This is a genomic window from uncultured Sulfitobacter sp., from assembly GCF_947500075.1.
Classification (GTDB): Bacteria; Pseudomonadota; Alphaproteobacteria; order Rhodobacterales; family Rhodobacteraceae; genus Sulfitobacter.
On record NZ_CANMQS010000003.1, the window covers coordinates 56,988 to 74,678 of the forward strand.

Below are 17,691 nucleotides of genomic sequence, written 5' to 3' on the forward strand. Positions count from 1 at the left end.
TGATTCCGGATTATCAGGTGAAAATGACGCCTCAACAGGGGTCAAGTCAACCGGGCGGCACAATCAGGAGGGGTCAGGGTGGTTTTATCCACAAGATATTGCGGATTTTCGCCGGCGCAGGGTCAGGTGCAGGCTCAATCGCAGTCCAGAATGCCCACCGCAAGCGCCTGATCGCCACCAACGGCTTTGACCTCACACCCGCTGACCTGCGCCATGGCGGCAGCGGCACGGGTCCGGATGGGACCGAAACGGGGGGCGTATTCGGGGTTGATGCGGATCGCCTCCGCCCGATCCTCCCGCACGCGCACATCAAAGGTTGACCCGTCGACAGTCACACGCGTCGGAGGGAGGCCCCGAAATGCGGGGCTGGGGGTATTGCAGGCGGTCAGGACAGTCAAAATCAGAAGAGAGAAGATGCATCGGAGCATGAGAGATCATGGGGCGATCAGGGTTAACAAAACCTTACGATCTGTGAAAAACCTTGCGGGGCTTTACCGCATCGCCTCTGCGGTCATATAATCTGACCAATCCAAGGAAAACCCGATGCCCTTCCAGCCTGTGACCCCTGAAAAGCTCTCACACGCGGTGATCCGCCAGATCGAACAATTGATCCTGCGCGGCATCCTGCGCCCCGGTGAACGGCTGCCAGCGGAGCGGGAGCTGGCCGAACGGCTGGCGGTGTCGCGCCCATCGCTGCGCGATGCGATCTCCCACTTGCAGGAGACCGGGTTGCTGACCGCGCGGGCCGGTGCCGGGGTCTATGTTGCGGAAGTGCTGGGCGGGGCGTTTTCGCCCGCTTTGGTGGCGCTCTTTGCGCGGCATGACGAGGCGGTGTTCGACTACCTGTCCTTCCGCCGGGATATGGAAGGGCTGGCAGCGGCGCGCGCGGCGAAGCTGGCGTCTGACACAGATCTGGCGGTGATTGCGGCGATTCTGGAGAAGATGGAAGCGGTCCACACCAAACGCAACGCCGAGAAAGAAGCGCAGCTCGACGCGCAGTTCCACATGGCGATCATCGAGGCCAGTCATAACGTGGTGATGCTGCATATGATGCGGTCGATGTATGAGCTGCTGCGCGAAGGTGTGTTTTACAACCGGCAGGTGATGTTCAAGCAACGCACCAGCCGGGCGGCTTTGCTGGAGCAGCACCGGGCGATCAACGCGGCGTTACAGGCGCGCGATGAGGCAGGGGCGCGGGCGGCGGTTGAGGCGCATCTGGATTATGTGGGCGCGTGTTTGATGGACCAGCAGAAGGCGGAGCGGAATGAGGAGGTGGCGCGGTTGCGGCTGGCGCATGAGGTGGAGGGGTGAGGGTTTGTGTCGGCTTTGCGGGACTTTGCGGGTCTTGGAACTTGATTAACCATCTACATGGACGAAGGCGTTTGTTAACATAGAGATATGAAAATTGAAGCACTCCACCAAACCATTCAAACTCTCTGGCCAAATCAAATAGACATCACTGATGCGGTCATTTTTAGTGAGAATTCCGGTCGGTTCTCTGAACTCGTCAAAGCCAACGACGAAGCGGAGCTTGCCGTTGAAGTTAAATTTAAAAACAATGACTTAATCAAACTAGTGGCGTGGTCATTCTACCAAGAAATACACGCATTGGCTCTTCGATGCCACAGGCGAGAACAGGCAATGATAGGGTCAGCAGATGTAACTATTCCTATGTTGGATGCCCGCATTCGCACCAATCTGAAGACTGATGGCTATGAAGACCTAAGAGTTTCGTATGAGTCCAAGAACTCGGCTTAGCGTTCGTGACAAACCTGTGACTTTGGACTCATAGCGGTCATCCCATCCCCGCCCGGTATCAAGGCCGCTCGCGTCCGCCGCCCAGCGCGCGGTGTGCAGTATCGAACCCACCCCAACAAAAAAGCCCCGGCAAAACCGGGGCCTTCCTAACCTCTCGAACCAAACCGCTTCAGTGCAGCTTCGCATCCACCTGCTTGATGGCATCGTCAATCAGCGCATTGCCATCCGTAGCACTCATCTGCTTGGCAATCACATCGCGCGCCGCAGCGACGGCAACCGTCACCGCCTGATCCCGCACCGCCTTCACAGCAGCACTTTGGGCAGAGGCGATCTGATCTTCAGCAGCGGCCATTCGGCGCTCCAGCGATTTGCCCAGATCGACGCGGGCTTGCTCTGCGGCAAGACGGGCTTCTTCCTTGGCGGCGGATACAATCCGGTCCGCCTGATCCTGCACTTCCTTGTGCTTGCGCTCATAGCTGGCCAGCAAGGTTTGTGCTTCTTCGCGCAGGGCGCGGGCTTCGGAAAGCTCCGAGCTAATGCCCTCGGCACGTTTGTCCAGCATCCCACCCAGCAGGCTGGGCACCTTGAAATAGAACAACACCGCGATGAACAGCAGGAACGCCAGAAGCACCACGAAATCGGTGTTCTTGAGCGAGAAGAACGGTTTGTCCCCGGCGGCAAAGGCGGGGGAGGCAAGAACCGTGATCATCAGGGCAGTGGCGCTTGTACGCATGGCATTCAGCATGTCTTACCCTTTCATCCGTGCGGTGACGGCGGCGGTCACGGTCTTGGCGTCAGCCTTGCCACCCATTGCAGCGATGATTTCCTTGGCGGTGTCCTTGGCGACAACCTTGACGCTGTCCATGGCACCGGCGCGGATCTCTTCGATGGCTTTCTGGGATTCGGCGGCTTTCGCGGCGATCTCTCCATCGGCCTTGGCAATGGCGGTATCAAGGTCCGCCTGAATTTCTGCTTTGGTCTCCGCCACGATGCGCTGTGCTTCGGCACGGGCATCCACGAGCGCCTTGTTATAGGCCTCTTCAGCGTCGACAGCCTTGGCTTTCAAATCTTCAGCCGCGGCAATGTCATTGGTGATCGTGCCCTGACGTTCGGCCAGAACCGCACCGATACGCGGCAGCGCCACGCGGGACAGGATCAGGTAGGTCGCAATCAGCGCCAGCACCAGCCAGAAAATCTGGTTTCCCCAGGTGGAGAAATCCAGCTGCGGCATGCCGGGGGCTGCGTCAGCGGCTGCGGAATGTGTTTCAGTTGCCATCTTGGCGTCTCCTTAGGGAACTTGGACCCGGTGCGGGGCAGATACGCAAGTGTTGCGCATCTGCCCGTGCATAGGGATGTCAGTCTCTAAAGGTCTTAGACAGCGAACATCAGCAGCAGCGCGACGAGGAAGGCGAAGATGCCCAGAGCCTCGGCAAAGGCGATGCCGATGAAGAGTGTTGCTGTTTGGGAAGCGGCGGCAGAGGGGTTGCGCAATGCGCCTGCCAGATAGTTGCCGGCCACGTTGCCAACCCCGATGGCTGCTGCCCCGGAACCGATTGCTGCCAGACCTGCGCCGATGTGTGCGAGTTCGCCTTCCATGATATTCTCCTATGCGTTGGAAGTTGCGTAGGGTGGGTGAAACCCACCGTTCGTTAGTGATGCGGGTGAAGCGCGTCTTTCAGATAGACACACGTCAAAATGGTGAAAACATAAGCCTGGATGAAGGACACAAGAACCTCCAGACCGTACATCGCCGTGATCCCAAGGATCGCGATGGGGCTGACGGCGGTGATGGCCGCGAAGCCTGCGAAAACCTTGATCACCGCGTGGCCCGCCATGACGTTGCCCGCCAGACGAATGGAGTGGCTCACGGGCCGCACGAAGTACGAGATCAGTTCGATGATCGCCAGAATGGGGCGCAGTGCCAGGGGGGCGGAGGCCACCCAGAACAGGCTCAGGAACCCCGCGCCGTTCTTGACGAAGCCTAGGATGGTCACCGTAAGGAAGACCGCCATCGCCAGCACAACAGTCACCGCGAAATGGGACGTGGGCGTAAAGGCGGTCGGAATCAGGCCCAGGAAGTTGGCGCAGACGATGAACATGAACAGCGTCATGATGTAGGGAAAGTATTTCAGCCCCTCCTTGCCACAGATGTCTTCGACCATCTTGTGCACGAAGCCGTAGGCGAGTTCGGCGACGGATTGCATCCGCGACGGGACAATCGCGCGTTTGGAGCTGCCCAAGACCAACAGAGCAAAGGTGGCAAGGACAGCAAATGCCATCCAGACCGTCGCATTGGTCACGGTGAACATGCCAACTGCGCCATCTGTAAAGAAGGACTTAATCTCAAACTGGTCCATCGGGTGGAAAACCAGACCGCCTTCTTCGCCTTTTGCGTCCGCCATTCTCAGGCTCCCTCATCTTTGCCGCTGTGCGGCGTGTCGTCTTCGGCGGTATCCGCCTCAATCTTCTCCTGCACTTCACGTGCAGAGTTCATCATCGTCTTCACCCCGGCCGCCAGGCCCAGCATGGTGAACACCACCATGAAGAGGGGAAGTGTGCCAAACAGCCAGTCCAGCCCGTATCCCATGCCGAAACCGATCCCAAGACCGGCCACGAGTTCGATCACCATCCGCCAGGCAAGCTGCGCTTGCGAATAATGCTCATCCGCGCGGGGTGTCGGCTCTGTGCGCCGTTTCGCAGCGTCGATTTTGGCCTCAAGCTGCTCTAACTGCCGCTGTTGGTCCGGGTCGGTCACGCCGCTTTCCCCACTTGAATGCTTGGGGAGGGGATACCGCTCAGCGGGATGGGAGTCAACGCGGGGCAAATTTACCATAACCATTTGTTTCGCATGCAATTAATTGAGCGCAACGTGAGGTGGATTGCCGCGATGCAGCACCAAATCCCCTATATTCGTTATTCAACCAAATGGTTGATCTTACCTCATCCCGCACTGCGCCACGGCGCGCTTTCCAACAGCAGCCAGTCCCGGAACACCCGCACCGCCTTGCGCCGCATCGCCCCTTCGGAGCGCACCAGATAGAAGCCGCCCGACTGAAACCCGACGTCGGACACGCGCACCAGCCGGCCCGCTTTGGCGTCATGATCCACCACCTCGGCCGAGATCAGGATGATCGCCTGCCCGGTCAGCGCAGCCTCATAGGCCATGGGCGAGCGCATGTACCAGTTGAACTGTGGCGCGTCGTCCTCAGGCAGGCCAGCCACCTTGCACCAGCGGGACCAGATGTCACTGCCCCGGTCGCGCAGCAGCGGGTAGGTCAGAACCTCCGCCGGGTCGGTCAACGCGCCGGACACCAGCGACGGTGCTGCAAACGGATACAGCGGCGCGTCGCTGACCAGTTCAGACAGGGGATACTTGCCGCCCGGGTGCACAAACCGCAGCGCCAGGTCGGTTTCATACCGCTGCACGTCCGCCAGCCGTTTTGACGCCTCAACCCGCACCTCCACCTCCGGATGCAGCGCGTGAAACGATGCCAGTCGCGGGATCAGCCACTTCGCGGCAAAGAGCGGCTCGGCATTGATCCAGACCACCCCTTCGGGGATTTCGGCCATGTCCTCGGTCGCCTGCGCAATCGCCTCCAGTGCCGGGGAGATTTCCGCGAGATAAGCCGCGCCCTCACGGGTCAGCACCAGCCCGCGCGACATCACACGAAACAGCTGCATGCCCAGACGGTCCTCCAACCCGCGCACATGGCGGCTGATGGAGGAATGGCTGACGTTCAGCTCTTCGGCGGCACGGCTGAAGCTCTCATGGCGGCCTGCGGCTTCAAAGGCGCGCAGGGCGTTCAGAGGGGGCAAGGGTAAGGACATCGCCCATCTGTGCGTTTTAGGCACATGTGGTGTCAAGCAATTGTCTTTGTGGCCGTCAGGCGATTCAGCGATAATGAAGGCAGGATAACCCAACCATACTGGACCCAGACCAATGACCTTTGCAGAGGCGAACACGCATGTGCGTGACCGGGAAAGATGTGCCGAAATGACATATATCAAACACCTTCTGGCGGGCTGGAACCGCTGGCGCGCCCACCTGCGCCACCCCCACATCCGCGATCTGTCGGCGCATCACGCCCGTGACATCGGCCTCACGGAGGCCGACATGGCCCGCCACACCCACCAGCATCCGTCCCAGACCACCCATCACCCGCGCGGTTGAGGCGGCTTTCCCTTGCACCGCGCGCGCGGTATGACATGGCCATGACAGCCCCGCTTGATCAGGTCTTTGCCGCCCTTGCCGATCCCACCCGCCGTGCGATCCTTGCGATGCTCTTGGAGGATGATATGGCCGTCACGGACGTGGCCGATCCGTTTGACATGTCACTGGCGGCGATCTCCAAACACCTTGGCGTTCTCACAACCGCTGGTCTGATCTCTCAGGAGAAACGCGGGCGGGTGAAATGGTGCAAGCTGGAACCCGACGCGATGCGCGATGCCTCCATCTGGATGCAGGGGTTTGGCCAGTTCGAACCCGTCAATCTGGACGCGTTTGAGCGGTTTCTGGCGGCGGAACTGCCGGATCCCCCGGCGAAACCCTGACCGCCGGGCTGTCATCGCGCAGCAGCATCAAGAGCGCGGCAACCGTCAGGGCCACCCCCACCAGCACCAGCGCCACCGGCGCGCCGCCGCCCAGCATGATCTCCCACACGATCACCCATGAGGGCGTCAGGTACGTGTAGGCCATGACCTTGGCGGACGGCAGGCGCATCGTGGCGTATTGCACCAGCACCACCGTGATCGCCGTGGCAAAAACGCAGGTATAGAACAGCGTCACCCAGACGCGGCCAGGCAGCGCAGTCCACTCAACCGCCATCAGCACAGGCCAGGCGTAGAGCATCAACAGGATGCCCCCCGCGACCGTGGTGCCAAAGGACAGGATCACCGCCGTCTCCCCCCGGTTCAGGCGGGCGACCATGGGCGTGTAGATCGCATGCGCGATGCAGCCGACGAAATAGATCATCTCCCCCTGCCCCACATCAAAGGCCGCAAAAGCCGCGAAATCCGCGCGGAAAATCACCCAAAGCGCGCCGATCCCGCCAATGCCCAGCGCTGTGGCCATGCGTGCGGTCAGGATCTGCCGCAGCAGCATCCAGCCAAAGAGCGCGGACATCAGTGGCACCAGCGTGAACACCGCCGCCGCCGACACCGGTGGCGCGGTCTTCAGCCCCTCGAACATCAGCACAAAGTAGACGCCGAACAGCCCCCCCAGGACCGCGAACCGCCAGGGCGCGGCAAAGCTGCCCTTGGGCGCACCACCCCGTTGCCAGACCAACAGCCCCAGCAGCACAGAGGCCAGCACGAACCGTACAGCGGTGAACGCCGCCGGATCAATGTCATTGGCAGACCGCGAACCCAGTGAAAACGACCCCGCCACCAGCGCCGAAAATGCCAGCATCGCCAGATGTCCGCGTGCCGCAGGGCTCATACAGATTGCCCGCGCAGGTGGTCCTTGATGAACCCCAGCAGCGCCTGCACCTTGCTGGTGCGGTGCAGATCGACATGGGTGACCAGCCACAGCGGGCCCACCCATTCCGGGCGCGGCGGGTGGATCTGGACAAGGTCGGGATGGCTTTCGGCCAGCGCCACGCCCATGAAGCCGATCCCCGCCCCCGACAGCAGGGCCGCATCCGCCACATGGCTTTCGGTGCAGCGGAATGTGACCGCCTCCAGCGGCACGTTCTCACGCAGCCAGATGTACTGCGGCGCGCGGCTGTTGCTGTCATCGGCCCCGATAAAGCGGTGTTTGGCGTAATCTTCCGGCCCTTCGGGCATGCCGAATTTCTCAACGTAGCTGCGGCTGGCGTAGGGGGCCATCGACATATCCGCCAGCGGCTGGACGACATTGTCGGGCTGATCGGGTGCGGTGCCTGCGCGGATCGCCACATGTGCCTCCCCGTATTCCAGCCGGAACAGGCGGTCCCCGGTCAGATACCGCAGGATCACGTCCGGGTAAGCGTCTTGAAACGCGGTCAGCAGCGGCACCATCATCCGCGACATCGACGCAAGCGAGGTCACCACCAGCTCTCCCGACACATCGGCGCCGCGCCCCTTGATGCGCCCGGCCAGCTGGCTGAACTGGTCATCCGTGGTTTGCGCCACCCGCAACAGGTCCTGACCGGCTTCGGTCGGCGTGTACCCGCGCGCATGGCGCTGGAACAGCTTGACGCCCAACTGCCCTTCCAGCGCATCGATATGGCGGATCACCGTGGCATGATGCACGCCCAGCACTTCCGCCGCACCGCTGACGGTGCCATTGCGGGCAACCTGATAGGCGGTTCGAATTTCATCCCAGTTTTCCATTTGGGCACCTGTGCAATTTTCAACATAAGCTGCGCTATTGTCGCCGTTGCGTTCATAAATGCAAGGGTCAATATCAAGGGCAGACATTAGGAAAGGACACGCCATGAAACTTCTTCGCATTGACAGCTCCGTTGCCACCCAAGGGTCCGTGACACGTGATCTGACCGATCGCATCATCGCGATGCTGGCCTCGTCGGAGATCACCACCCGTGATCTGGCCCTGACGCCCCTGCCGCAGATCACCGAAGACTGGGTCACAGCCCGCGCCACGCCCGAGGCTGACCGCACCGAAGCCCAGCGGGCTGAACTGACCCTTTCGGACGCGCTGGTGGAAGAGATCATGCAGGCCGATACGCTGGTGATCGGACTGCCGGTCTACAACTTCTCCGTGCCTGCGTCGCTGAAGGCGTGGATTGATCTGGTCGCCCGCGTCGGTGTGACGTTCCGCTATACGCAAGACGGCCCCGAAGGGTTGCTCAAAGGCAAGCGCGCGATCATCGCGATGGCCTCCGGTGGCACGGCAGCCGGGTCCGACATTGATTTCGCCAGCGGCTATCTGCGCCATGTGCTGGGTTTTGTGGGCATCACCGATGTCACGCTGGTTGCCGCCGATGCGCTGGCCAGGGACGCGGATGGCACCCTTGCCCGCGCCCATGCCGCGATTGCGGCCCTGCCTGCGCGGCAAGAGGCGGCTTGAGCCCTCAAAAAGGGCGAAGCATACTGCCGGGATGCGCAGTGATTTCGGCAAGATGAAAGTGAGTGAGCGCAGCCCGGAGCGGCTGCGCCTGACCTATCTGCAATGGTATCCCGGTGTCCTGATCGGGATCGTGGGGGCTGCGCTGCTCTTCGCCGGGGTGGATCGGTTGGTGTCGGGCGCTGTTCTGGAAGGCGCCGCCGTGCTGCTGATGGCTGCCCTGCCCGCTTTTGCGATCTGCGCCGTCACGACCCGCCGGGTGACGCTGATCCTCGACGCCCCGCTCGGCATCGTGCATGTCCACAATGGCCCGCTGACCCGCCGCAGGGTGCGCAGCGCACCTCTGGCGATGCTGCATGGAGCGGAGGAAGAAACCGACCCCCAAAGCCCTTACGCCATGAAACGGGTGCTCCTGATGTTCGAAGACCGCCCGCCCTGGCCCGTCACCCAGCGCAGCTTCGCAGGCGACGGGCCGCGCCGTGCCGCCACCGTGATCAATACGTGGCTGGCCAGCCACGGCCCTCGTCCGGAGGACACGCCATGAAAGCCACCCGCAACACTCCTGATCAGCTGATCCTTGAAAACAACCCGATCTGGCTGGTGGTCTTCATCAACGCCTTTGCGCTGATCTTCATCGCCGTGGGCCTGTTCATGCTCCCGGACGCGCTGCTGATCGGCATCGCCTTTACCCTTGGCGGTCTGTTGATCGCGGTCGCGTTCAACCTTGCCTTCGCGCGCCGCACCCAGCTGATCCTCGACCGTCCCGCCAACCGGATTGAGCTGCGCCGCCGGTCGCTGCTGGCCTACTACCGCCAGATCTGGACCATCGCGGACGTCACGGGTGCCACGGTGCAAACCAGCATGAGCGGCGACAGCCCCACCCACCGGGCCGCGCTGAACGTGCATATCTATGGCCGTGACGAAGTTCATCCGGTGACACTGGTCTATACCTCTGGCTCGGGTCCTGCGCAGGCCGTGACACTGATCAACGATTGGCTCAATCAGACCCGCCCGTGATTGACAGACCCGCGCGAAGGGCCTAAACGGCCCCTAATTCCCGGAAGCACAGCCTTCCGGTCCCTTGGCATTCAGCCGGGATCGCCCTCAGTCAGCGCGTTGCGCCCACTGGGGCAAACCTGCTTTGCCCCTTCCGAAACGAAGGGCGGGCAAACCTGCTTTGCCCCGTCCAGTTGGGGTCTTGGCATTTGTGCATTCACGCGGCGCTTCCTACATTGGAGGCATCCCCGCAACCGAACCGACGAAAGGGCCTGGCCCATGTTTGAGAACCTCAGCGAACGCCTCTCCGGCGTCTTTGACCGCCTGACCAAGCAAGGCGCGCTGTCTGAAGACGATGTGAAAACCGCCCTGCGCGAGGTCCGCGTGGCCCTGCTGGAGGCGGACGTTTCCCTCCCCGTCGCGCGTGATTTCGTCAAAGCGGTGCAGGAACAGGCCACCGGCCAGGCCGTCACCAAATCCATCACACCGGGCCAGCAGGTCGTCAAGATCGTCCACGACGCGCTCATTGACGTGCTGAAAGGCGAAGGTGAGCCCGGATCGCTGAAGATCGACAATCCACCCGCACCCCTCCTGATGGTCGGCCTTCAGGGCGGCGGCAAAACCACCACCACCGCGAAACTCGCCAAACGCCTGACCGAAAAGGAAGGCAAACGCGTGCTGATGGCGTCACTGGACGTGAACCGCCCCGCTGCGATGGAACAACTCGCCATCCTCGGTATGCAGATCGGCGTCGACACCCTGCCGATTGTCAAAGGCGAAGACCCTGTCGCCATCGCCAAACGCGCCAAAACGCAGGCGGGTCTGGGCGGCTATGACGTCTATATGCTGGATACGGCCGGTCGCCTTTCCATCGATGAAGAACTGATGGCCCAGGTCGAAGCCGTCCGTGACGTGGCCAACCCGCGTGAAACCCTGCTGGTGGTCGATGGCCTGACCGGTCAGGATGCCGTGCATACGGCTGAAAACTTCGACGAACGCATCGGCATCACGGGCGTGGTCCTCACCCGGATGGACGGTGATGGCCGCGGCGGTGCGGCGCTTTCCATGCGTGCTGTCACCGGCAAACCCATCAAATTCGTCGGTCTCGGCGAGAAAATGGACGCGCTGGAAACCTTCGAGCCTGAGCGCGTCGCGGGCCGCATCCTCGGCATGGGCGACATCGTGGCCCTCGTGGAAAAAGCGCAGGAAACCATCGAGGCTGAGCAAGCCGAAAAGATGATGAAGCGCATGGCGAAGGGTCATTTCAATATGAATGACCTCAAGATGCAGCTGGAACAGATGATCAAGATGGGCGGCATGCAGGGCATGATGGGCATGATGCCCGGCATGGGCAAAATGGCCAAACAGGTCGAGGACGCGGGCCTTGATGACAAGATCCTCAAACAGCAGATCGCTTTGATCCAGTCCATGACCAAGAAGGAACGCGCCAACCCCGCGCTCCTGCAAGCCTCCCGCAAGAAACGCATCGCGCGCGGTGCGGGCATGGAGGTGTCTGACCTCAACAAGCTGATGAAAATGCACCGTCAAATGTCCGACATGATGAAGAAGATGGGCAAAATGGGCAAAGGCGGGATGCTCAAGCAAGCCATGAAAGGCATGATGGGCAAAGGCGGGATGGACCCGGCAGCCATGGCGCAGGGTATGGACCCCAAGGCGCTGGAAGCGGCTGCCCGCCAGATGGGCGGCAAGATGCCCGGCATGGGCGGCGGTATGGGACTGCCTTCCGGGTTGTCGGGCTTTGGTAAGAAGAAGTGATCACCTGCACGCTGACATATCGCATCGACCCCTATCAGGTCGCCGCGTTTGAGACCTATGCAAGGGTCTGGATCCATCTGGTCAACCGGATGGGTGGTCAGCATCACGGCTATTTCCTGCCCCATGAAGGGGCCAACGATGTGGCCTGGGCGATGTTCTCTTTCCCCTCGCTCACCGCTTATGAGACCTACCGCACCGAAATGGCACAAGACGCCGAATGCCAGGCCGCCTTCGCGCACGCGCAAAAAACCCGCTGCATCCTCAGCTATGACCGCAGCTTCACCCGCCCCGTCCTGGACGGCGCGACCCCGGCGGAACTGGGCCTGATATGACGCACCCGCTCCCCCATACGCCAACCCGTGATTCTATCCGGGGTCAAGGATCGCGCAGCGACCAATCTTCGATTGGCTTGTCCTTGAGGCCGGATGGAATCGCATCCCACCCTGGCACAGGTGCATTCAGCGCAGACCTGGCGCTGAATCACCTCTCAGCAAAAAGGGCTCCCTTCACGCCACACACAGCCTCTCCGCGATTGGCTCACCCCACAACCCGCACCCGGAATGTCGTCGCCCTTCAGGGCGGCCGCGCGGTCACGCCATGACCACAGCCCCCACCCTCACCACAGACCGCCTGACCCTGAGGCCCCATGTGATGGCGGACTTCGCGCCGCTCTACGCGCTCTTTGGCTCCGCCCGCGCGCGGTTCATGGATGGCCCTTTCAGCCCCAAACAGATGTGGTACTGGATCGCGTCGGAAGTCGGCAGCTGGTCGCTTCAGGGCTTTGGCAGCTGGGGCATCGAACGGCGCAGCGATGGCGCTTTCATGGGGCAGTTGGGCATCAACAAACCCCATCATTTTCCCGAAGTGGAAATGGGTTGGGTGCTGCTGGAAGACTTCGAAGGTCAGGGATACGCCGCTGAGGCCGCGCGCGCAGGCCTCGATTGGGCCTGGGCCAATGGCCATGATACGCTGGTCAGCTATATTGACCGGCAAAACACCCGTTCCATCGCACTGGCCACCAAACTCGGCGCGGTTCAGGACCCCAACGCCGCCCTGCCCGATGGCGACACCCACAGCGACACCTTTGTCTACCGACACCGGAGGGCCGGATGACCACCACCCTCACCATCCCCACGGTGGAGACGGAAAACCTCCGCCTGCGGTGCCCCGACTGGTCGGATTTCGACGCCTTCGCCGCCTTCCGGATGAGCAACCGCGCCGAACATGTGGGCGGTGCCTGCACCCGCACGCAGGCCTTCGACAAACTGGGTGAGATCATCGGCCACTGGCACCTGCGTGGCTATGGCCGCTGGATGGTCGCGGACAAGACAACCGATGCGCCGCTTGGCGTGGTTGGCCTGTTCTTCCCCGACGACTGGCCAGAGCCTGAAATCGCATGGTCCGTCTTTGAAGCCGCCGAAGGCCGCGGTGTGGCCTATGAAGCCTCCCTTGCCGCGCGGCGCTATGCCTATGACACGCTGGGCTGGACCACCGCCATCAGCTGCGTCAGCCCCGGCAACACCCGGTCGGTGGCGCTGGCGCGCCGCTTGGGCTGCACACGGGAAGAGGATTTCACCACCCGCGACGGCCTGCACCTTGAGGTCTACCGCCATCCCGCCCCGGAGGATCTGGCATGACCGCCTCGATTGATCTGATCCCCACGGTGGAGACAGACCGCCTCATCCTGCGCGCGCCCAAGCTGGACGATCTGCCTGCGGTCACCGCTTTCTTTGCCTCCGCGCAAAGCCACACGGTTGGCGGCCCGCGTGATGATCTGGGCAGTGCGATGTCGATGAACGCCACCTTCGGCCAATGGGTGCTTTACGGGTTTGGCTCATGGTTCATAGCAGAGCGGGACAGTGACGCCTATCTGGGCCGCACCGGGTTCATCATGGCGCCCGGTTGGGAAGAGCCCGAACTGGGCTGGGCCGTCACCACCGAGGCCGAAGGCAAAGGCATCGCAACCGAAGCCACGCTTGCCGCCCGCAGCTACGGCGCGCGCCATCTGGGCCTGAACGGGGTGATCAGCTACATCCGCCCGACGAACACCCGCTCGGCCGCAATGGCCAGACGTCTGGGTGCGACGCTTGAGACAACACATGACGACTGGCGCGGCGCGCCCTGCGACGTCTACCGCCACCCGAAGGAGGCCGCATGACGCGCTCACTTCCAAAAAACCAAATGCTGCGCTGCGGCGGTGTACAGGTTGTGTACAGCCTGTGCACAGGCTGTGCCCGCCCTTCACAGACCTTTCGGAGGCCAAAATGACCGATGCCGTAAAACGTGCCGCTGATGTCCTGTCAGATCACCGCGCGTCCATCGACCGCCTTGATGCGATCCTCGTCTACACGCTGGGCGAGCGGTTCAAACACACTCAGGCTGTGGGGAAACTCAAAGCCGAACACGACCTTCCCCCGTCCGATCCTTCCCGCGAAGCGGATCAGATCGCGCGGTTAGAAGATTTGGCAAACCGGGCCGATCTCGACCCCGAATTTGCCAAGAAGTTTCTCAACTTCATCATCGCTGAAGTCATTCAGCACCACAAAAAACACCAATCGTAGGGTGGGTGAAACCCACCTTCACACCCAACAAACCTAAAGGACTACACACCATGGCTATGAAAATTCGTCTCGCCCGCGGCGGCTCCAAAAAACGCCCCTTCTACCGTATTGTTGCAGCGGACAGCCGCATGCCACGCGACGGCCGCTTCATCGAAAAACTGGGTACTTACAACCCCTTGCTGCCCAAAGACAGCGAAGAGCGGGTGAAAATGGACGTCGAAAAGGTTCAGGAATGGATCTCCAAAGGCGCGCAGCCCACAGACCGCGTGCGCCGCATGCTCGAAGCCGCAGGCGCCCTGCCCAAGACTGAACGGAACAACCCCAACAAAGGCACACCGGGCAAGAAAGCCCAGGAGCGCGCGCAGGAAAAAGCCGACAAGGCTGCCGCCGCTGAGGAAGCTGCAAACCCCCCTGCCGAAGAGGCACCCGCAGCCGAAGAGGCCCCCGCCGAAGAAGCCGCTTCCGAGTAAGCAAAAGACAGCGCCCGGCATGGATACCTTTTCTGACGACTTCCGTGCCGGGCTGCACGACCTGATGCGATGGCGCCGCGACGTGCGCCATTTTCGCACCGATCCGGTTGATCAAACCCTTCTGGATCAATGCCTTAACACCTTCACCCTGGCCCCCTCCGTGGGCCTGTCAGAACCCTGGCGCATCATCCGGGTCACCTCTGACGCCGCGCGGGCGCAGGCGATCGAGAATTTCAAATCCGCCAATGCCAAAGCCCTTGAAGGCTATGATGGCGACAAGGCCGCACTTTATGCCAGCTTGAAGCTTTCGGGCATGCAGGAGGCGCCGGAGCATCTGGCGATCTACTGCGATGACAGCACCGACAAAGGCGCAGGCCTTGGGGCCGGCTCCATGCCCGAAATGCGCCGCTACTCCGTGGTCGGGGCCATCACGCTGATGTGGCTCACCGCGCGGGCGCAGGGTCTGGGGGTTGGCTGGGTCTCCGTGCTTGACCCTTTGCGTCTCAACGCTGATCTTGCGATACCAAAGGGGTGGACGCTGGTGGCGTACCTTTGTCTGGGGTGGCCGCGCGCGCACACCCTGACCCCTGAACTTGAAACCAAAGGCTGGGAGGCCCGCGCCCCCGCCCTGCACATAGAGACCCGCTGATGCTGCGCCTGATCATAGCCTTGCTTATCTTTTCCGTCGGCTTCGGCACAGGCATCTGGTACGACCGCCAACAAATGCAGATCGAATGCGCCAACGGCGAAGGCGAATGGCGCGTCACGATTTGCCTCAATTCCGAGTTGGCGCAATGACGGGGGCTGTCTGATGTTTCTCATTCTGCGTGTTTCGGTGTTGGTGGGCTTCGGTTTTTATCTTGGGATCAGCTATAAGGACGGGCAGATGCAGCGCGTATGTGATGCCATGTCGGGCGATTGGAACGGCACCATTTGCGCCAATGCGGAGGGATCCTGATGAGCGATATGGTCTGTGTGGGCGCAATTGCCGGCGCCTACGGTGTGCGCGGTGAGGTGCGGGTCAAAAGCTACTGCGCCGCACCCGAAGACGTGGCCACCTACGGCCCGCTGCGCCGCGAAGACGGCACGCAAGCCTTCACGCTGGCCCTGCTGCATCCCATCAAGAACGGCTTTGCCGCCCGCATCGCGGAGGTCGCAACCAAGGAAGAGGCCGATGCCCTCAAAGGCACCGCCCTTTATGCCCACCGCGACCAGCTGCCTGCGCTGCCGGATGATGAATTCTACCACGCGGATCTGATCGGGCTTGCAGTGCATGACACGGGCGGCACCCTGTTGGGCCGTGTCAAATCCGTGCAGAACCATGGTGCGGACGACCTGCTGGAACTCCAGCTTGCAGGCAGTTCGGACACCACCTTCCTGCCCTTCACCAAAGCCGCGGTGCCGACGGTTGATCTGGCCTCCGGCCGCATTGTCGCGGATCCGCCGCTGGGCGTTTTGCCCGAAGCAGAGCAGGACTGATGCCGCGCCGCATCATCATCCATGGCGGCTTTCACAAAACCGGCACCTCCACCGTTCAAAGCACCCTTCGGGACAACCGCGTGGCGATGAAAACCCAGATTGCCCTGCGCCTGCGCTGGCATCTCAAGGATCTGATTGCCGCAGCCCATGCCTATTCCAACGCCCGCGACGCAAACGCGCTGGAAGCCGTGCAGGCGCAGTTCGACACGCTCATGACCGACCTTCCCGGCATGCCGCGCCGCACCCTTATCCTGTCTGCACCGGAGCTTGCTGGCCATATGCCCGGACGTCCCGGACTGATGGATTACGCGGCCGCGCCGGAGCTTTTCTATGTCTATTGGGAGCTTGCCAAGAAGCACTATCCCGCCGCAGACATTCAATTTTTCCTGACCACCCGCGCGCCCGAGGCCTGGTTGGCGTCGGTCTATGCGCAACATTTGGCCGCCTCTGACCTGACGCTGGAGTACAGCGCCTATGCCGCGCAATACGCCGCCAGCGCAGACCTTGCCGGGATGGTGACAGAGATTGCCAGCCGGGTGCCCGCGCCCGTCCATCATGCAGCCCTTGAGGCCTGTGCCGATCTGCCGCTTGGCCCCGCGGGTCCGCTGCTGGATCTGTGCAAACTGCCTGACGCGATGCGCAAGGGGCTCCACCCCGCCGCGCCACCGCCGCCTGCGGAGGATCCCGCGCTGTTGCACGCCCTGCTCGATGCGAACCGCACATACGCGGATCCGAAAGCCCGGCAAGCGGCCAAAGAGGCGCTCCGCCGGACAGCGGGCACGCCATGAAACCCACCCGCTCCCACGGCAGGCAGGCCATCCGCCCCACGCTGCAACCGCGCGCGCTGATGGACGATCCGCCGGAGTATGTCGACGTCTGGCAGGCGCGGATCGTGACGCTGTTTCCCGACCTCTTTCCCGGCGCGCTGGGGGCCAGCCTGACTGGCAAGGCCTTGCAAGACGGGAAGTGGCAGGTGCACACCCATGATCTGCGGGAATACGGGATCGGCAAACACCGCAACGTGGACGACACCCCTGCAGGCGGGGGCGCTGGCATGGTGCTGCGCGCCGATGTGGTTGGCCCCGCGATAGAAGCCGCGCAGGCGCATGCACGCGGGCAATGGCCGATCCTCTACATGTCGCCACGCGGACGGCGGTTTGATCAGGCGATGGCCCGCGATCTGGCGCGCTGCGACGGGGTGACGGTGCTGTGTGGACGGTTCGAGGGCGTGGATGAACGCGCGATTGAACACTACGGCATGACAGAGGTGTCACTGGGTGACTTCGTGATGACGGGCGGCGAATTGGCCGCGCAGGCGATGATCGACGCCACTGTGCGCCTGCTGCCAGGTGTGCTGGGCAATGCCGAAAGCACCGTTGAGGAAAGCCATGCGGCGGGGCTGCTGGAGCATCCGCAATATACCCGACCCGCCGAATGGCAAGGCCGCGAAATCCCCCCAGTGCTGATGTCCGGCCACCACGGCGAGATTGAGAAATGGCGGCGCGCGCAATCCGAGGCACTGACGCAGGAACGGCGGCCGGATTTGTGGGAGCGCCTCCAGGACACCGACTGACCCCCTTCCAAATGGTTCAAAAAACCTCAGGGGTCCGGGGGGCGAGCCCCCCGAGATTCCGCCCCCTCCACC

Annotated in this window: 29 protein-coding genes; 20 read left to right on the top strand and 9 right to left on the bottom strand. The window is 62.2% G+C overall.

Going from position 1 to position 17,691, the window contains the following annotated elements:
• Nucleotides 1-134: 134 nt before the first annotated feature.
• Nucleotides 135-302: a hypothetical protein gene (locus Q1A91_RS10035; RefSeq protein WP_299876361.1), complete on the bottom strand. Its 168-nt coding sequence runs from the start codon at nt 300-302 to the stop codon at nt 135-137.
• A gap of 241 nt (nt 303-543) precedes the next feature.
• Between Q1A91_RS10035 and Q1A91_RS10040 the strand changes: the two genes are divergently transcribed.
• Both Q1A91_RS10040 and Q1A91_RS10045 read left to right on the top strand, forming a co-directional pair.
• Nucleotides 544-1,311: a FadR/GntR family transcriptional regulator gene (locus Q1A91_RS10040; RefSeq protein WP_299876362.1), complete on the top strand. Its 768-nt coding sequence runs from the start codon at nt 544-546 to the stop codon at nt 1,309-1,311.
• 87 nt (nt 1,312-1,398) lie between these two features.
• A complete protein-coding gene (locus Q1A91_RS10045) occupies nt 1,399-1,758 on the top strand; it encodes a hypothetical protein (protein ID WP_299876363.1) in 360 nt (119 codons plus the stop codon).
• Nucleotides 1,759-1,927: 169 nt separating this feature from the next.
• On the opposite strand, the gene Q1A91_RS10050 is transcribed toward Q1A91_RS10045, so the two are convergent.
• The 6 genes from Q1A91_RS10050 to Q1A91_RS10075 all read right to left on the bottom strand — a co-directional run bounded on the left by Q1A91_RS10050 (nt 1,928) and on the right by Q1A91_RS10075 (nt 5,586).
• Entirely contained in the window at nt 1,928-2,503 is a 576-nt protein-coding gene (locus Q1A91_RS10050) for a F0F1 ATP synthase subunit B (protein ID WP_299876365.1), read from the bottom strand.
• Nucleotides 2,504-2,506: 3 nt separating this feature from the next.
• Nucleotides 2,507-3,034: a F0F1 ATP synthase subunit B' gene (locus tag Q1A91_RS10055; protein ID WP_299876367.1), complete on the bottom strand. Its 528-nt coding sequence runs from the start codon at nt 3,032-3,034 to the stop codon at nt 2,507-2,509.
• Nucleotides 3,035-3,129: 95 nt separating this feature from the next.
• A complete protein-coding gene (locus Q1A91_RS10060; RefSeq protein ID WP_011567586.1) occupies nt 3,130-3,354 on the bottom strand; it encodes a F0F1 ATP synthase subunit C in 225 nt (74 codons plus the stop codon).
• Nucleotides 3,355-3,407: 53 nt separating this feature from the next.
• A complete protein-coding gene (locus Q1A91_RS10065; RefSeq protein WP_299876369.1) occupies nt 3,408-4,160 on the bottom strand; it encodes a F0F1 ATP synthase subunit A in 753 nt (250 codons plus the stop codon).
• Nucleotides 4,161-4,162: 2 nt separating this feature from the next.
• Complete coding sequence (locus Q1A91_RS10070; RefSeq protein ID WP_299876371.1) at nt 4,163-4,513, bottom strand: AtpZ/AtpI family protein; 351 nt, start codon at nt 4,511-4,513, stop codon at nt 4,163-4,165.
• A 185-nt stretch (nt 4,514-4,698) separates the two neighbouring features.
• Complete coding sequence (locus tag Q1A91_RS10075; RefSeq protein WP_299876374.1) at nt 4,699-5,586, bottom strand: LysR substrate-binding domain-containing protein; 888 nt, start codon at nt 5,584-5,586, stop codon at nt 4,699-4,701.
• A gap of 166 nt (nt 5,587-5,752) precedes the next feature.
• On the opposite strand from Q1A91_RS10075, the gene Q1A91_RS10080 reads away from it, so the two are divergent.
• Nucleotides 5,753-5,929, top strand: a complete 177-nt coding sequence (locus tag Q1A91_RS10080) for a hypothetical protein (RefSeq protein ID WP_299876376.1) — start codon at nt 5,753-5,755, stop codon at nt 5,927-5,929.
• A gap of 41 nt (nt 5,930-5,970) precedes the next feature.
• Nucleotides 5,971-6,309, top strand: coding sequence for a metalloregulator ArsR/SmtB family transcription factor (locus tag Q1A91_RS10085; protein ID WP_299877706.1), 339 nt, complete (start codon nt 5,971-5,973; stop codon nt 6,307-6,309).
• On the opposite strand, the gene Q1A91_RS10090 is transcribed toward Q1A91_RS10085, so the two are convergent.
• Together Q1A91_RS10090 and Q1A91_RS10095 are read right to left on the bottom strand one after the other, a co-directional pair.
• Nucleotides 6,245-7,195 carry a DMT family transporter gene (locus tag Q1A91_RS10090; RefSeq protein ID WP_299876378.1) on the bottom strand — a complete coding sequence of 317 codons (951 nt, stop codon included), beginning with the start codon at nt 7,193-7,195 and terminating at the stop codon, nt 6,245-6,247. The genes Q1A91_RS10085 and Q1A91_RS10090 overlap by 65 nt on opposite strands.
• The gene (locus Q1A91_RS10095; protein WP_299876381.1) at nt 7,192-8,070 is read right to left on the bottom strand and encodes a LysR family transcriptional regulator; all 879 of its coding nucleotides are present in this window, start codon (nt 8,068-8,070) and stop codon (nt 7,192-7,194) included. The genes Q1A91_RS10090 and Q1A91_RS10095 overlap by 4 nt, the downstream gene beginning before the upstream one ends.
• A gap of 103 nt (nt 8,071-8,173) precedes the next feature.
• Between Q1A91_RS10095 and Q1A91_RS10100 the strand changes: the two genes are divergently transcribed.
• The 16 genes from Q1A91_RS10100 to trmD all read left to right on the top strand — a co-directional run bounded on the left by Q1A91_RS10100 (nt 8,174) and on the right by trmD (nt 17,619).
• Entirely contained in the window at nt 8,174-8,767 is a 594-nt protein-coding gene (locus Q1A91_RS10100; protein ID WP_299876384.1) for an NAD(P)H-dependent oxidoreductase, read from the top strand.
• A gap of 31 nt (nt 8,768-8,798) precedes the next feature.
• Nucleotides 8,799-9,308 (top strand): hypothetical protein, encoded by a 510-nt coding sequence (locus Q1A91_RS10105; protein WP_299876385.1) that lies wholly within the window; start codon nt 8,799-8,801, stop codon nt 9,306-9,308.
• Nucleotides 9,305-9,781 (top strand): hypothetical protein, encoded by a 477-nt coding sequence (locus Q1A91_RS10110; RefSeq protein ID WP_299876387.1) that lies wholly within the window; start codon nt 9,305-9,307, stop codon nt 9,779-9,781. The genes Q1A91_RS10105 and Q1A91_RS10110 overlap by 4 nt, the downstream gene beginning before the upstream one ends.
• Before the next feature lie 258 nt (nt 9,782-10,039).
• Nucleotides 10,040-11,536 (top strand): signal recognition particle protein, encoded by a 1,497-nt coding sequence (gene ffh / locus Q1A91_RS10115; protein ID WP_299876388.1) that lies wholly within the window; start codon nt 10,040-10,042, stop codon nt 11,534-11,536.
• Entirely contained in the window at nt 11,533-11,868 is a 336-nt protein-coding gene (locus tag Q1A91_RS10120; RefSeq protein ID WP_299876389.1) for an NIPSNAP family protein, read from the top strand. Before ffh ends, Q1A91_RS10120 begins: the two co-directional genes overlap by 4 nt.
• Before the next feature lie 265 nt (nt 11,869-12,133).
• On the top strand, nt 12,134-12,649 hold the full coding sequence (locus Q1A91_RS10125) for a GNAT family N-acetyltransferase (protein WP_299876391.1): 516 nt from the start codon (nt 12,134-12,136) through the stop codon (nt 12,647-12,649).
• The gene (locus Q1A91_RS10130; RefSeq protein WP_299876393.1) at nt 12,646-13,173 is read left to right on the top strand and encodes a GNAT family N-acetyltransferase; all 528 of its coding nucleotides are present in this window, start codon (nt 12,646-12,648) and stop codon (nt 13,171-13,173) included. Before Q1A91_RS10125 ends, Q1A91_RS10130 begins: the two co-directional genes overlap by 4 nt.
• Nucleotides 13,170-13,694 carry a GNAT family N-acetyltransferase gene (locus tag Q1A91_RS10135; RefSeq protein ID WP_299876395.1) on the top strand — a complete coding sequence of 175 codons (525 nt, stop codon included), beginning with the start codon at nt 13,170-13,172 and terminating at the stop codon, nt 13,692-13,694. The genes Q1A91_RS10130 and Q1A91_RS10135 overlap by 4 nt, the downstream gene beginning before the upstream one ends.
• Before the next feature lie 106 nt (nt 13,695-13,800).
• Nucleotides 13,801-14,097: a chorismate mutase gene (locus tag Q1A91_RS10140; protein WP_299876397.1), complete on the top strand. Its 297-nt coding sequence runs from the start codon at nt 13,801-13,803 to the stop codon at nt 14,095-14,097.
• 50 nt (nt 14,098-14,147) lie between these two features.
• Nucleotides 14,148-14,567, top strand: coding sequence for a 30S ribosomal protein S16 (gene rpsP, locus Q1A91_RS10145; protein ID WP_299876398.1), 420 nt, complete (start codon nt 14,148-14,150; stop codon nt 14,565-14,567).
• A 19-nt stretch (nt 14,568-14,586) separates the two neighbouring features.
• A complete protein-coding gene (gene bluB / locus Q1A91_RS10150) occupies nt 14,587-15,216 on the top strand; it encodes a 5,6-dimethylbenzimidazole synthase (RefSeq protein WP_299876399.1) in 630 nt (209 codons plus the stop codon).
• A complete protein-coding gene (locus Q1A91_RS10155; RefSeq protein WP_299876400.1) occupies nt 15,216-15,365 on the top strand; it encodes a hypothetical protein in 150 nt (49 codons plus the stop codon). The genes bluB and Q1A91_RS10155 overlap by 1 nt, the downstream gene beginning before the upstream one ends.
• 13 nt (nt 15,366-15,378) lie before the next feature.
• A complete protein-coding gene (locus tag Q1A91_RS10160; protein WP_299876402.1) occupies nt 15,379-15,525 on the top strand; it encodes a hypothetical protein in 147 nt (48 codons plus the stop codon).
• A complete protein-coding gene (gene rimM / locus Q1A91_RS10165) occupies nt 15,525-16,046 on the top strand; it encodes a ribosome maturation factor RimM (protein ID WP_299876404.1) in 522 nt (173 codons plus the stop codon). Before Q1A91_RS10160 ends, rimM begins: the two co-directional genes overlap by 1 nt.
• A complete protein-coding gene (locus tag Q1A91_RS10170; RefSeq protein ID WP_299876405.1) occupies nt 16,046-16,834 on the top strand; it encodes a hypothetical protein in 789 nt (262 codons plus the stop codon). Before rimM ends, Q1A91_RS10170 begins: the two co-directional genes overlap by 1 nt.
• On the top strand, nt 16,831-17,619 hold the full coding sequence (trmD, locus tag Q1A91_RS10175) for a tRNA (guanosine(37)-N1)-methyltransferase TrmD (RefSeq protein ID WP_299876406.1): 789 nt from the start codon (nt 16,831-16,833) through the stop codon (nt 17,617-17,619). Before Q1A91_RS10170 ends, trmD begins: the two co-directional genes overlap by 4 nt.
• The last annotated feature ends 72 nt before the right edge of the window (nt 17,620-17,691 follow it).